Source organism: Granulicella mallensis MP5ACTX8, from assembly GCF_000178955.2.
GTDB classification, from domain to species: Bacteria; Acidobacteriota; Terriglobia; order Terriglobales; family Acidobacteriaceae; genus Granulicella; species Granulicella mallensis.
Window position 1 is genome coordinate 1,272,389 of sequence record NC_016631.1, and the last position, 13,176, is coordinate 1,285,564.

A 13,176-nucleotide genomic window follows, 5' to 3' on the forward strand; every position below is an offset into this window, starting at 1 on the left:
ACCCAGGGTTCCGGCGACACGGCGAGCAAAAAGCGCTCGCCAGCCGCCTCCACCCTGGGCTGGGATATGCCGCCCCTTTGGGGCTTGTACCTGTGGCTGGTTGAACCTCTGCGCTCCATTTTGTTGATGTAGTCGCCCATTAGAGTTGCGTCAAAGATATGGCATTCGGATTGTTACCTCTTCGCTACTGCAGCAACCCTCGTTTGTGGAGTTCGCGGAGTACCTGTTCGATGGACCAGTCGAGGTCTTCGGTGCCTTCCACGATGAGATTGGCGTGGATCTGCGAGGGCAGGACGTAGCGTTCGGCCATAGGCCGGGCTGTGGCTTCGAACTGCGCACGGACACTCTCTTCCGTGCGGCCACGCTCGCGCATGTCGCGGTAGATGCGGCGGTTCAGGCAGATTTCGTTCGGTGCGTTGACGTAGAGGCTGAAGTCGTAGAGCGGAAGAAGCTCGGGATAGTGCAGAGCGAGGATGCCTTCGACGATGAGGAAACGCGCTGAGGAGATGAGATCGAAGGCTCCTGCGACGCGGGTATGGTGGGAAAAATCATAGACGGGCCGCTGGATGGTGTGGCCGTCGGCCAGCCTGCGAAGGTGTTCGACGAAGAGTTCACTCTCCAGCGAGTCGGGATCGTCGAAGTTTTCCTTATCGCGTAATTCAAGTGGAATCTGCGAGAGGTCGCGGTAGTACAGGTCGAGCGGGAAGATGGTGGCCTCGAGCTGGGAGGCCAGCTCGCGTGCGAGCGTCGTTTTGCCGGAGCCGGAGCAGCCAGCGATGCCGAGGATGATGGGCTTCTGGGGAAGTCTGAGTTGCCGGTCGGATTCCTGCATGGTCTTCACACGAGTGTATCCATGAGTAGCCGGCTTTTGCAGCAGAGACGCCGCGTGAAGGTTTGTGGCCATTGATTTCAAGGCCCTGAGGTAAATCGAAAAGAAGAGGCTACCTTCTTTTCGATTTTTGGATTACGCGCAGGCTTTCTGGGAGCATGAGCGAAAAACGGGAGGAAGCAGGTTCGCTCGCTGCGCTCGGAATGACAACCAGAAAAGCAAGAGCAAGAGCAAGAGCAAGAGCAAGAGCAAAAGCAAAAGCAAGAGCAAAAGCAGATTCCCTGCGGGAATGACAAACTAGAAAAGCAAAAGCAGAGGCAGAGCAGGTTATCTAATTGAAATGGGTTGAATCATGCGATTTGCGCGGCGACCTGCGGAACGAGCGCTTTTACCAGGGCCGTGAACTGCTTTTCGACGCGTTTGCCAGTCTCCATGACTTCTTCGTGGTTGATGGCCTGATCGAGCACGCCTGCTGCCATGTTGGTCACCAGGGAGAGACCGAGGACTTCGATCCCCATGTGGCGGGCGACGATGACCTCATGCACGGTGCTCATGCCGACGAGGTCCGCGCCGAGTGTGCGGAAGGCGCGGATCTCGGCGGGGGTCTCGTAGCTGGGGCCCAGCACGGCGAGATAGACGCCTTCCGGCAAGGGGATGTTTTGTTTTGCAGCCTCGGCGTGTGCAATCTGGCGCAGTCGCGCGGAGTAGGCGGTGCTCATGTCGAAGAAGCGTTGACCACTGGCAGGGGAACAGGCGAAGCGGGAGTCGTTAGGACCGAGCGCGGCGTTGGTGCCGGTGAGGTTGATGTGGTCGGAGATGCAGACGAGGCCTCCCTGACCGTAGCTCTTGTTGATGCCCCCAGCCGCGTTGGTGACGATGAGTCCGGTGCAGCCGAGCAGCCGGAGAACGCGGGTAGGGAAGGTGACCTCGGCCATCGAGTAGCCCTCGTAGGCGTGGACGCGGCCTTGCATCACCGCGACGTTGACGCCGCCAATGGTTCCGAGCACGAGTTTGCCGGAGTGGCCTGCCACGGTGGAGAGCGGCCAGCCGGGGATGTCGGCGTAGGCGATGGTCGTTGCGTCTTCTACCTGCGAGGCGAAGTCGCCGAGGCCTGAGCCGAGGATGATGCCGAGGGTGAGCGTGGCGGCGTGGAGCGAGCGGATGTGCTCGGCGGCGGCGGTGCAGCGGGTGTATTGGTCGGGAGCTTCAAGCATGATCGTCTTCCAACTCTTTAGCGTAGTCACTTGAACGCCGAGATATGAGTGGCGCTAGATCTTGCGCTCCGTGGATGATGCCGATGATCGCGAGGGGATCAGAGGAAGGGTCGTAAACGACGAGATACTCTTCTGCAACCCAGAAACGTAGATGATTCGGAGCATATTCCGGTCGAATACGTCCCGTCTGTGGCCACTCCGCGAGGTGATCGAAGGCTTCCAGCATTCGGTCTTCCCATTTAAGGGCTGCTCGAAGGCTATGTCCTGCAATGTAGTCAAAGGCTTCGAAGTAGTCTTGCCTCGCTTCGTAGGAGAGCCGATACGATTTCATGCTCGCTTGCGCCGCCGCTCTTTGATTTCGGCAAGAAACTCTTCTCGTGAAACCGTACGACCTGCGGCAACATCTTCAAGTCCCTTGGCGATCTTCGCTTTTATCAGGTCTTTGTACTGCTCTTCTCTTTCGAGCCTATGCAGACCCTCGTGTAGGACCTCAGCCACGCTGGCGAAGCGGCCAGAGCTAACCAGGGCCTCGGCTTTTTGTTGGTCTTCAGCTTTGAGTTCAACTGCCATAGCCTTCACCTCGCACGAACAGGATACCAAGCGAACTACTTGATCAGCATGGAAACGATGCTGGCGGACATCAGGTTGGCCATGGTTCCGGCGAGCATGGCGCGCAGGCCGAGCTTGGCGAGATCGTTGCGGCGGTTGGGGACCAGGGCTCCGATGCCGCCGATCTGCATGCCGATGGAGCCCACGTTGGCGAAGCCGCACAGGGCGAAGGTGGCGATGGAGAAGGTGCGGGGGGAGAGTACCGCCTTGATCTTGCCCAACTCATTGAAGGCAAGAAACTCATTGATGATGGTGCGGGTGCCGAGGAGGTTGCCGATGGTGCGGGCCTCGTGCCAGGGGATGCCGATGAGCCAGGCTACGGGTGCTCCTACGACGCCGAGAACGTTGTTCAGCGAGTGCGGGAAGGGAATATGGCCGTGGGCCCAGAGGGTGTTCGAGATGCCGAGCATGATGGCGTTGAAGAGGCCGACGAGGGCGACGAAGCTGATCAGCATGATGGCGACGTTGAAGGCCAGTTGGCCGCCGTCGATGGTGCCGCGGGCGATGGCGCCGATGAAGTTCTCGTCCTTGTGCTCCTCGCTGGGAGGCATGTTGACGGTGCCCTGGGTTGCAGGAACTTCAGTCTCCGGAACGAGCATCTTGGCGACGAGGATGGTGCCCGGCGCGGTCATGATGACGGCGGAGAGGAGGTCTTTCGCGTTGATTCCAAAGAGGATGTAGGCTGCCATGATCCCGCCGGACACGTGCGCCATGCCGGAGGTCATGATGGTCATGAGCTCGGAGCGGGTGGCACCGGCGAGGAAGGGGCGGATGGTGAGTGGGGCCTCGGTCTGGCCCATGAAGATGCTGGCCGCGACGTTGGTGGACTCGGCGCCGGAGGTTCCCATGGTGAACTGCATGATCCAGGCGACGGCCTTGATGATCTGCTGCATCAGGCCGATGTGATAGAGGATGGCGAAGAAGGCGCTGACGAAGATGATGGTGGGCAGTACGGCGAAGGCGAAGATGCTGAGCGGACTCTTCGGATTGCCGAGAGCGCCGAAGACGAGCGAGGAGCCGTCGGCGGAGTGCCCCAGAAGGCCTGTGATCACGCCGGAGACAGAGCTGAGGATCTGCTGTCCATAGCTCCACTTGATGACCAGGAAGGCGAAGATGATCTGCAGGCCGAGACCCCAGCCTACGGTACGCCAGCGAATGGCGCTGCGATTGGTGGAGAAGGCATAGGCAAGTCCGAGAAAAACGATAAGTCCGAGAAGTCCGGTAAAACGGCCCAAGGCGTGCTCCGATGGTCAAACAAAATCAGCTGGTTGGTGGCAGTGTACCGGGTCAGACGGCGCCAGAGCTATTGCCTGTTTCCTTTGCCGGGCAGGTTCTCGAAGAAAAGGGGGCAAAAGTGGGGTGTGTCGCTCTTTTTGAATGAGGATGATACACTGAAAAAGATCGTAGAATCCGATCTGGTCTACTTGCTTGTTCTGGCCGTACTGCTTTACAGCAAACAACTCCAAATTGCGTTCAGCGGTACATCGTATTAAAGGAACAAACCAAATGGAACAGGGAACAGTTAAATGGTTCAACGACGCTAAGGGTTTCGGCTTTCTGAGCCGCGCTAACGGCGACGACGTTTTCGTACATCACACCGCCATCCAGAGCAACGGCTTCCGTTCGCTTCAGGAAGGCCAGAGCGTTCAGTTCAATGTAGTCAAGGGCCCCAAGGGCTGGCAGGCAGAGAACGTTCAGGTTGTGTAAGAGTTTCAACGGATCGAGGCTCAGGGCGGTTCTTTAGGAACCGCCCTTTGCTATTGCAGCAGAGACTTACAAAAATCTGATTCCCCCTGACGATTCCGCGGGGCTGCCTCTTATTACTCCAACCAGAAGTCTGTGGAGGGCACATGGCGAACATCGTCGAAAACAAGTATTACCTGAAGACCGTCCATGAAGAGATCGATCTCTTCGATCGCAAGCTGGCGCATCTTTTGAACTTCGAGAGCTTCGACAACGAAGCCGACCGTGCTGCCGCAACCCGCAAGCTGACCCTGAAGCGCGACGCCCTGGTCCTCACCGCCAAGCGTCTTGCCGGTGAGGGAATCGAGTTCAATCAGAACGACCTGCCACGCTCTTTCCGTCCGAAGGACGCGCCTGTGGCTGTCGAGACTACCGAAGTAGCAGAAGCCGCTCCCAAGACTGCAGAGCCTTTCGTTCCCGCGGGATCGAACCGCAGCGTGCGGCGTCAGGGTTCTCCCTATGCCGGAACGTCGCTGGATTGGCAGTCGAGCGTACAGCATTACATGCAGAAAAAAGCCAAGGCGTAAGAGCCGGGGCGTTTCTGGAAAACCGTTCAATCTGTTGTGCGACGAAGCGCAACGCTATACCCGCCTGGGCAATGCTCCGGGAACTGGTACCTATATCCAAGGGCTGAAGGCCCGATCTATCTGGGGTTCAAAGATAGGTCGGGCCTTCAGCCCTTGATGTTTTCTTTCGTAATGATCTCGCGGATGAGCGGCTGCTTCTGGCGTGGCTCGTTGGCGATTTCGACTGTCGCTTCTAACATGCGATAAGGCTCGTCGAGCAGCGCTGCATCCTCACTGAAGAGAGTGAAGATGGGCTGGCCTTCTTCTACTTTGTCGCCAAGTTTTGCGTGTGACTCGATACCGGCGTGGGCGCTGACGGGATCGCCGGGTTTGGCGCGGCCTGCGCCGAGGCGTTGCACGGCCCAGCCGACTTCTTTGCAGTCCATGCCCGCGAGATAGCCTGCACGCGAGGCCTTGAGCACGCGCGTTGCCTTGGGCTGATGGAAGGCTGCTGGATCGTTGAAGATGCTGGTGTCGCCCTGGTGCGCGGCGACGATCTGCAGCCAGGACTTGTAGGCCGCGCCGGAGCGAAGGATGTCGTCGGCGAGCTTTGCGCCGGCCTCAGGCGTGGCGGTCTTGCCGCCGAAGTAGAGCATCCAGCCGGAGAGAATGTTTGAAAGCTCGATGAGGTCGGCGGACATCGGATGGCGACGGTTCTGCAGGATGTCGACACACTCCCACACCTCCATCCAGTTGCCGGAGAAACGGCCGAGCGGCTCGTCCATGGTGGTGAGCAGGGCGGCGGTGCGTGTGCCGGCGCGTTCACCGGTGGAGACCATCAGTTCGGCGAGGAACTTCGACTTCTCATAGGTGGGCATGAAAGCGCCGGAGCCTACCTTGACGTCTAGGACGAGCGCGTTCAGGCTCTCGGCGAGCTTTTTGCTCATGATGCTGGCCGTGATGAGGAATGGCGATTCGACCGTGCCGGTGTGGTCGCGCATGGCGTAGAGGATGCGGTCGGCGGGTACCAGGCGCGGCGTTTGGCCGACGAGCGAGGCGTGGCACTCGCGCAGGATCTCCGCGAAACGGGCCATGGAGATCTGGGTGTCGAAGCCGGGAATGGTTTCGAGCTTGTCGAGGGTGCCGCCTGTATGGCCCAGGGATCGTCCGGAGATCATCGGCACCGAGATGCTGGGCGACAGGTCCAGTCCGGCTGCGGCGACGATTGGCGCGATGAGCAGTGAACTCTTGTCTCCAACACCACCGGTGGAGTGCTTGTCGACGGTGAAGGTGTGCAGGGGAGCGGCATCGAAGGTTTCGCCGGAGAAGCGCATCGCTGTGGTCAGGTTGGCGAGCTCTTCCGGCGAGAGCCCGCGCTGGAAGACGGCCATGAGGAACGCGGCGATCTGCGCATCGGTAACCTTGTCGGTGGCAGAGAGTGTGGCTGGCTTTTCTCCGCGTGCTTCGGCGAGTTTCTGCTCTCCGTTAAGAACGACCGCGTGGATGAAATGCTCGATCTCGGCTTTGGTGAGTTCGGCTCCGTCGCGCTTTTTGATGACGATGTCGAGGGGATAGATTGCGTGGTCGGACATAGGGAAGGTCTCTTGGTGCGGGATGCTCGGTGTGGCGATGGTCCGGTGCGGGTTCTATTCAGCTATGAGCTGCGAGGTTGCGAGCTACGAGGTGCGAGAGTGATGGGACTCGAGGTGTTCGGGGCGGAAGGCGTGGGGTAGTAGCTCTCCCAAAGTCGTTTCTTTTGGCGCACCGTTCTCGCCAGGGTAGAGGATGATCGTCGCGTCGTCGCCGAACTCGGTGAGGGTTTGGCGGCAGGCTCCGCAGGGCATGGAGGCTGCGTTGTTGAGGTTCGCGACGGCGACGGCGCGCAGGCGGATCTTCGGGCCGTGCTCTGCGACGGCGCGGGCGATAGCTCCCTGTTCCGCGCAACTGGTGAGGCGATAGGAGCAGTTTTCGACGTTGCAGCCGGTGACGATGGAGCCGTCGGTGAGCAGCAGAGCTGCGCCGACGCGGAAGTGGCTGTACGGCGAGTAAGAGCGTTCGGCTGCGGTCGTTGCGAGGACGCGAAGATTCTCGCGTTCAGTAATCGTGAGATCGGCGGATTGGAGCGCAGCCTGTGACATGGTGAGTGATTTAAGGTAGTCGCTTGGCTGCGGGATGGCAAGCTCGGTCTAGGCTGGATGCAGCAGGTGGGAGCGCAGCTCTTCGGGGTGGTAGCAGTGAGCCAGGGCCGTCTCCTGGGTGATGCGTCGCGTTCGAGCCAGTTCGGCCAGCGATTGGTCCATGGTCATCATGCCTTCGCCGCGACTGGTCGAGATGTGCGAGCGAATCTGGTGGTCCTGGCCGGTGCGAATCATGTTGCGGATGGCCGTGGTAGCGACCATGACCTCGACGGCGGGGTAGCGGCCCACGGGGCCGACTCCGGGGACGAGCTGTTGGGCGATGACGGCGAGCAGTGCCAGCGAGAGCTGCTGGCGAATCTGGGCCTGGTTGCTGTCGGGAAAGCTGTCCAGGATGCGCGACATCGTCTGGGCGGCGTCGTTGGTATGCAGCGAGGAGAGGACCAGGTGTCCGGTCTCGGCTGCGGTGAGCGCGGCGGCCATGGTTTCGCTGTCGCGCATCTCGCCAATCAGGATTACGTCGGGATTCTGGCGCAGGACGGCGCGGACGGCGTGCGCAAAGCTCGGGGTGTCGTGGCCGACCTCGATCTGCTCCACGATGGAGTTTCGGTTGGTGTGCTGGTACTCGACGGGGTCTTCAATCGTGATGATGTGGTCGCGCCTGCGTGCGTTGACCTGGTCGATGAGCGCGGCCATGGTGGAGGTCTTGCCGGAGCCGGTGGGTCCGGTGAGGAGGATCAAGCCTTGCCGGCGCTCCGTCAACCGGGCGAGTATGGGGGGCAGATGTAAAGATTCGACGGTTGGAATCTGGGCGGGCAGCAGCCGGATGCTCGCAGCGAGCGTGCCGCGCTGATAGTGAACATTGGCTCTGAATCTGCCTGTTGCTCCTCGAACGAAGCAAAAGTCGAGGGACCTTTGAGCTTCAAGCTCTTTCGATTGCTCATTCGTCAGGAGCGGCAGCAGCAGGCCGCGAAGGTCCTCGGGTGTCTGGACTTTGCCGGTGGCCGCAGCCAGCACCCCATTGATGCGCAGCGTGATGGCTGACCCAGCCACGAAGAGGACGTCGGAGGCGCCTTGTCCGGCGGCCAGCGCGAGCAGCGAATCGAGCGAAGCCGTTGTCGTGGCGGTTTTGGCTCCCGGCACGGTGCGATTCAACTCATAGACAAGCTGCGACAGATCACTCTCATACACGGACATGGGCCCTCCAAAGTGTGAGGGCCTAAGGTCGGGCGGCTCCTGCACGTTGTTTATGCTTAGACGGGCAGGAATGGAGGATGGATTCTTCCGAGGTTTGTTCTTTAGGACAATGCTCGGCAGAATTGCATCCCACCTTTAGCAGCCGTGCGAGATGGTTGCTGAAGCGAATGGAGCGGACGCACGTGGCGGAACGTAAGCGCGGTGAAGCGGCGAAGTCGATCAAAACAAAGCGTTCGTCGCGAGCGGAGAGCACCTCTGCGGATACATCTGGGCTTGAGCTGTTCCATCCGGTGACGGCTGCGTGGTTTCGTGAGGCGTTCGAGGGGGTGACCGCACCGCAGCGCGAAGGCTGGCCTGCGATTGCACGTGGAGAGTCGACGCTGATCCTTGCGCCGACGGGCACCGGCAAGACGCTGACGGCGTTTCTGTGGTGTCTCGACAAGCTGATGCTGCGCGAGCCTGCGACCCAGCCCGGATGCAGGGTGCTGTATCTTTCGCCGCTGAAGGCGCTGGCCGTCGATGTCGAGCGCAATCTGCGTATGCCGATGGCGGGCATTACGAAGACGGCGCAGCAACAGGGGGTTGCGGTACATCTGCCGGAGATCAGCGTGCGCACGGGCGATACGTCGCCGAAGGAGCGCGCACGCTTCAAGCGGCATCCCGGAGAGATCCTCATCACTACACCGGAGTCGTTGTATCTGCTGCTCACTTCGGACGCGGGCGAAGCGCTGCGTTCGATTGAGACGGTCATCATCGATGAGATTCATGCGCTGGTTCCGACGAAGCGCGGAGCGCATATGATGCTGTCGCTGGAGCGGCTGGAGGCGCTCTGCGGGCGGCCCGTTCAACGCATTGGCCTGAGCGCGACGCAGAGGCCGCTGGAGGAGGTGGCGCGCTTTCTTGGTGGAGCGGATGGAGCAGCGAGTCAGCAAGTCAGCGAGCCAGCGAGTCAGCAAGACGGGGAGTTAGCGGGGCAAGAAGAGCGTGAGCTGTTGGGGGTACGGTATCGCGCTGTCACGATCGTGAATGCGGGGGCGCGCAAGCGGCTGGAGCTGACGGTTGAGGTGCCGGTCGAGGATATGGCGAAGCTCGGCGAGGCTGACGATCTGGCCGACGGCTCGGCGGTGAAGGGGACGAAGCGCACGAGCATATGGCAGTCGATCCAGCCGCGCCTGCTGGAGATCGTGCGTGCGCGAACGTCGACGCTGATCTTTGTGAATGCTCGGCGTATCGCCGAGCGCATGGCGGGCGCGTTGAACGAGCTTGCGGGAGAGCCGATCGCGCGAGCACATCATGGATCGCTTGCAGCGGCGCAGCGCCGGGAGATTGAAGAGTTGCTGAAGGCCGGACAGATCAAGGCGCTGGTCTGCACGTCGTCGTTGGAACTCGGCATCGACATGGGCGCGGTTGATCTGGTCGTGCAGATTGAGTCGCCGCCGAGCGTGGCGAGCGGGATGCAGCGAATCGGACGTGCGGGGCACCAGGTGGGCGCGCCGTCTGTGGGGATTATCTTTCCGAAGTATCGTGCGGACCTGGTGGCCTGTGCCGCGGTGACGCAGGCGATGCATGAGGGACACGTAGAGTCGACACGGCTGCTGCGCAATCCTCTCGATGTGCTGGCGCAGCAGGTGGTCGCGATCGTCGCGCATCCGCCCCTGCCGGTGGAAGAGGTAGAACGGCGGAGGCTGCGCAAGGTTGAGGAGGAGGAGGCTCCGGGCATCTCTTATGACGCGCTGTTGGCGTTGGTTCGCAGTGCCGCGCCGTTCGCGGGGTTGAGCGTTGCAGTCTTTGAAGGCGTGCTGGATATGCTGGCGGGCTTCTATCCGTCGGATGAGTTTGCGGAGCTGCGCCCGCGCATTACGTGGGACCGTACACGCAACTGGCTGACGCCGCGGCAGGGCGTGAAGCGCATCGCGATTCTGAACGGCGGCACCATCCCGGATCGAGGTTTGTATGGTGTGTTCCTGAGCGGCGATCATGCGAAGCCTCTGCGCGTGGGCGAACTCGATGAGGAGATGGTGTACGAGGCGCGCACGGGGGAGACGTTCATGCTGGGCGCGTCGACGTGGCGCATCGACGAGATCACGCATGATCGTGTGCTGGTGAGTCCTGCGCCGGGCGAGCCGGGCAAGATGCCGTTCTGGCATGGAGACAAGGCAGGCAGGCCGATTGAGTTTGGCCGCCGCATCGGGGCGCTGGTTCGTGAGCTGCGCGAACTTCCGCGCGGCGCGGCGGTGACGAAGCTGACGCGTGAGCACGATCTCGATCCGCAGGCGGCGGAGAATGTACTGCGCTACCTAGCCGATCAGGAGCTTGCGACGAAGGAGGTCCCCGACGATCGCACGATGGTGATCGAACGCGTACGCGATGAGGCCGGGGTATGGCGAGTATGTTGCCTGTCACCGCTGGGCAGCAGGGTTCACGCGCCCTGGGCGATGGCGGTGACGGCGAAGCTCAAGGCCGCGGGCCTCGATACAGAGGCGATGTGGAGTGAGGACGGCTTTGTGCTGCGCTTTCCCGAGACCGACGAGCCGCCGGAGGTGGAAGCTCTGTTGCTCGGGCCGGAGGAGGCGGCTCAGTTGGTGATGCAGCAGCTTGGATCGACGGCGTTGTTTGCCGCGAAGTTTCGCGAGGCGGCTTCACGCGCACTACTGTTGCCGCGCCGTCGCGCGGAGGGGCGAACACCGTTGTGGCAGCAGCGTAAACGATCGTATGATCTGCTGGCTGTGGCCTCGCGCTATGCGAGTTTTCCGATTCTGCTGGAGGCTTATCGCGAGTGCCTGCGCGATGTCTTCGACATGCCCGCGCTGATGGAGACGCTGCGGGCTGTCGAGAGCCGCGCCATACGCGTGCATGTGGTGGACTCGCAGACGCCCTCGCCGTTTGCGAAGTCGCTGTTGTTCAGCTACATCATCACGTACATCTACGATGGCGACGCGCCGCTGGCGGAGCGCCGGGTGCAGGCGTTGAGCATCGACCAGGACCAGTTGCGCGAGCTGTTGGGCGATGCCGATCTGCGCGAGTTGCTCGACGCAAACGCCATCGAGGAGACCGAAGAGCAGTTGCAGTGTGTCGTCGATCCGTACAAGGCGCGGTCGATGGATGGCGTGCATGACCTGCTGCTGCGGCTCGGCGACAGAACGCGCGCGGAGCTTGCCGCTCGCTGTGTGAACGCTGAGGTTGCGGGCAGTGTTGGCCGCTTGATCAAAGAGCGTCGCGCGCTGGAGTTGACCGTCGCAGGAGAGAAGCGCGTGATTGCGGTCGAAGATGCTGCGCGCTTCCGCGATGCGCTGGGAGTGGCCCTGCCTGCGGGATTGCCACAGGCACTTCTTGTGCCTGTGCCTGAGGCGCTGCTGGAGATCGCACGCCGCTATGCGCGTACGCATGGGCCGTTCACGACGGTCGATGTTGCGGCGCGATATAAGCTGCCAAACGAGAGAGTGGAGGCAGCGCTACAGCAGTTAGTCGGCACGGGGCGTGTCGCAGAAGGCGGGTTCCGGCCTGGAGGTGTGCATCGTGAGTGGATCGATGTGGAGGTGCTCCGGTCTGTAAGACGCAAGTCGCTGGCACGCTTGCGGAAAGAAGTCGAGCCGGTAGAGCAACGCACGCTGGCGCGGCTGTTTACGCGGTGGCAGGGAGTCGTGCAGCCGCGCCGTGGACTCGATGCACTGCTGGACACGATTGAAAATCTGCAAGGCACACCGCTGCCCGCGAGCCTGCTGGAGACGGAGATTCTGCCTGCGCGTATCGCGGGGTATAAGTCTGCCGATCTCGATACGCTGGTCGCGGCAGGCGAGGTGGTGTGGGCCGGGTTTGAGCCGATCGGCGAGCGCGATGGGCGGGTGGGGCTGTATCTGGCGGAGAAGCTGCCATTGTTGTGGCCTCCGAAGGCAGGGATTAGGGATCAGGGATTAGGGATTAGGGAGCTGAACGAGCGTGAGCGGCAGATTGTTGATTATTTGCAGACCAATGGTGCTTCGTTCTTTCAGCCGTTGCATGACGCTATTGGTGGAGGGTATCCGGGAGAGACGATCGATGCGCTGTGGTCGCTGGTGTGGCAGGGATTGCTGACCAACGATGCGCTCCATGCCCTGCGGGCGTATTGTGAGAAGCCTGCGGGCAGCGGGCGTGGAGCGAAGCCGTCGCGTCGGGTGCATCATCAGAATCAGACGGGGTTTCGCAGCCGTCGCACGACCCCTCCGGCGGCGCAGGGACGCTGGAGTCTGAATGCGGTGGCGTTCGATGTAGAGCGCACAACACCTGCACGCGTTACCGAGTGGAGTTATGCGATGGCGCAGCAGTTGCTCACGCGCTATGGGGTGGTGTTTCGTGAGACCGCTCATGCGGAGAATCTGCCGGGAGGCTTCTCCGCGGTGTACGACGTGCTGAAGGCATTCGAGGAGAGTGGCCGGGTGCGGCGGGGATACTTTGCCGCCGATCTCGGCGCAACCCAGTTTGCGATGCCTGCCGCAGTGGACTTGCTGCGCAGCCTGCGTGTGAGCGTGCAGGAACAGCCGAGCGAGGTGTTGATGCTCTCTGCGACTGATCCTGCGAATCCTTACGGTGCGTTGCTGCGCTGGCCCGCCGCTCCGGAGGAAGGCTCGTCACTGACGCGCAGCGTCGGCGCGCGTGTGGTGCTGGTCGATGGCGCGCTGACCGCGTATCTGCGTCGGGGCAATACGAACGTGCAGGTGCTGTTGCCGGAGGATGAGCCGGCGTGTTCGCATGTTGCAACGGCTCTTGCTGAATTTTTTGTGGCGAACACGCAACGGGAAGAGAGTGGCGAAGAGCCGCGTGAGCGCAGGGGAATGTTGATCACCACGGTCAATGGTGTGCCTGTTGCGAGGCATCCGTTGGCGAGGTTTTTGCTGGAGGCAGGGTTTCAGCCTGCGCCGTCGGGATTCAATGTGCGGCGAAGGCCAGTAGGGGCGGTCGCCGAGTAG

General features: G+C 61.4%; 11 protein-coding genes. 3 read left to right on the top strand and 8 right to left on the bottom strand.

Annotation, left to right across the window (positions count from 1 at the left end):
- Window positions 1-184: 184 nt before the first annotated feature.
- The 5 genes from udk to ACIX8_RS05365 all read right to left on the bottom strand — a co-directional run bounded on the left by udk (window position 185) and on the right by ACIX8_RS05365 (window position 3,887).
- Window positions 185-904, bottom strand: a complete 720-nt coding sequence (gene udk / locus ACIX8_RS05345; protein WP_014264305.1) for a uridine kinase — start codon at window positions 902-904, stop codon at window positions 185-187.
- Window positions 905-1,179: 275 nt separating this feature from the next.
- Window positions 1,180-2,043, bottom strand: coding sequence for a purine-nucleoside phosphorylase (locus tag ACIX8_RS05350; RefSeq protein ID WP_014264306.1), 864 nt, complete (start codon window positions 2,041-2,043; stop codon window positions 1,180-1,182).
- The gene (locus ACIX8_RS05355; RefSeq protein WP_014264307.1) at window positions 2,036-2,374 is read right to left on the bottom strand and encodes a type II toxin-antitoxin system RelE/ParE family toxin; all 339 of its coding nucleotides are present in this window, start codon (window positions 2,372-2,374) and stop codon (window positions 2,036-2,038) included. The genes ACIX8_RS05350 and ACIX8_RS05355 overlap by 8 nt, the downstream gene beginning before the upstream one ends.
- Window positions 2,371-2,613 carry a ribbon-helix-helix domain-containing protein gene (locus tag ACIX8_RS05360; RefSeq protein WP_014264308.1) on the bottom strand — a complete coding sequence of 81 codons (243 nt, stop codon included), beginning with the start codon at window positions 2,611-2,613 and terminating at the stop codon, window positions 2,371-2,373. The genes ACIX8_RS05355 and ACIX8_RS05360 overlap by 4 nt, the downstream gene beginning before the upstream one ends.
- Window positions 2,614-2,648: 35 nt before the next feature.
- Window positions 2,649-3,887: a NupC/NupG family nucleoside CNT transporter gene (locus ACIX8_RS05365; RefSeq protein ID WP_014264309.1), complete on the bottom strand. Its 1,239-nt coding sequence runs from the start codon at window positions 3,885-3,887 to the stop codon at window positions 2,649-2,651.
- 271 nt (window positions 3,888-4,158) lie between these two features.
- On the opposite strand from ACIX8_RS05365, the gene ACIX8_RS05370 reads away from it, so the two are divergent.
- Both ACIX8_RS05370 and ACIX8_RS24360 read left to right on the top strand, forming a co-directional pair.
- Entirely contained in the window at window positions 4,159-4,359 is a 201-nt protein-coding gene (locus ACIX8_RS05370; RefSeq protein WP_014264310.1) for a cold-shock protein, read from the top strand.
- Window positions 4,360-4,502: 143 nt separating this feature from the next.
- Window positions 4,503-4,922 (top strand): hypothetical protein, encoded by a 420-nt coding sequence (locus ACIX8_RS24360; protein ID WP_014264311.1) that lies wholly within the window; start codon window positions 4,503-4,505, stop codon window positions 4,920-4,922.
- Between the two features lie 146 nt (window positions 4,923-5,068).
- Here the strand turns inward: ACIX8_RS24360 and ACIX8_RS05380 are convergent, their stop codons facing one another.
- The 3 genes from ACIX8_RS05380 to ACIX8_RS05390 form a co-directional block, all read right to left on the bottom strand.
- Window positions 5,069-6,493 carry a thymidine phosphorylase gene (locus ACIX8_RS05380; protein ID WP_014264312.1) on the bottom strand — a complete coding sequence of 475 codons (1,425 nt, stop codon included), beginning with the start codon at window positions 6,491-6,493 and terminating at the stop codon, window positions 5,069-5,071.
- An 84-nt stretch (window positions 6,494-6,577) separates the two neighbouring features.
- Window positions 6,578-7,039 carry a cytidine deaminase gene (locus ACIX8_RS05385; RefSeq protein WP_014264313.1) on the bottom strand — a complete coding sequence of 154 codons (462 nt, stop codon included), beginning with the start codon at window positions 7,037-7,039 and terminating at the stop codon, window positions 6,578-6,580.
- Between the two features lie 48 nt (window positions 7,040-7,087).
- The gene (locus ACIX8_RS05390; protein ID WP_014264314.1) at window positions 7,088-8,233 is read right to left on the bottom strand and encodes a type IV pilus twitching motility protein PilT; all 1,146 of its coding nucleotides are present in this window, start codon (window positions 8,231-8,233) and stop codon (window positions 7,088-7,090) included.
- Between the two features lie 77 nt (window positions 8,234-8,310).
- On the opposite strand from ACIX8_RS05390, the gene ACIX8_RS05395 reads away from it, so the two are divergent.
- Complete coding sequence (locus ACIX8_RS05395) at window positions 8,311-13,176, top strand: Lhr family helicase (protein ID WP_014264315.1); 4,866 nt, start codon at window positions 8,311-8,313, stop codon at window positions 13,174-13,176.

Bases quoted from the DNA above. Each gene is read 5' to 3' on its own strand.
- ACIX8_RS05370 (WP_014264310.1), top strand. From the start codon at position 4,159: ATGGAACAGGGAACAGTTAAATGGTTCAACGACGCTAAGGGTTTCGGC.
- ACIX8_RS05385 (WP_014264313.1), bottom strand. From the start codon at position 7,039: ATGTCACAGGCTGCGCTCCAATCCGCCGATCTCACGATTACTGAACGC.
- ACIX8_RS05395 (WP_014264315.1), top strand. From the start codon at position 8,311: ATGGATTCTTCCGAGGTTTGTTCTTTAGGACAATGCTCGGCAGAATTG.
- ACIX8_RS05360 (WP_014264308.1), bottom strand. From the start codon at position 2,613: ATGGCAGTTGAACTCAAAGCTGAAGACCAACAAAAAGCCGAGGCCCTG.
- ACIX8_RS05355 (WP_014264307.1), bottom strand. From the start codon at position 2,374: ATGAAATCGTATCGGCTCTCCTACGAAGCGAGGCAAGACTACTTCGAA.
- udk (WP_014264305.1), bottom strand. From the start codon at position 904: ATGGCCACAAACCTTCACGCGGCGTCTCTGCTGCAAAAGCCGGCTACT.
- ACIX8_RS05350 (WP_014264306.1), bottom strand. From the start codon at position 2,043: ATGCTTGAAGCTCCCGACCAATACACCCGCTGCACCGCCGCCGCCGAG.
- ACIX8_RS24360 (WP_014264311.1), top strand. From the start codon at position 4,503: ATGGCGAACATCGTCGAAAACAAGTATTACCTGAAGACCGTCCATGAA.
- ACIX8_RS05380 (WP_014264312.1), bottom strand. From the start codon at position 6,493: ATGTCCGACCACGCAATCTATCCCCTCGACATCGTCATCAAAAAGCGC.
- ACIX8_RS05390 (WP_014264314.1), bottom strand. From the start codon at position 8,233: ATGTCCGTGTATGAGAGTGATCTGTCGCAGCTTGTCTATGAGTTGAAT.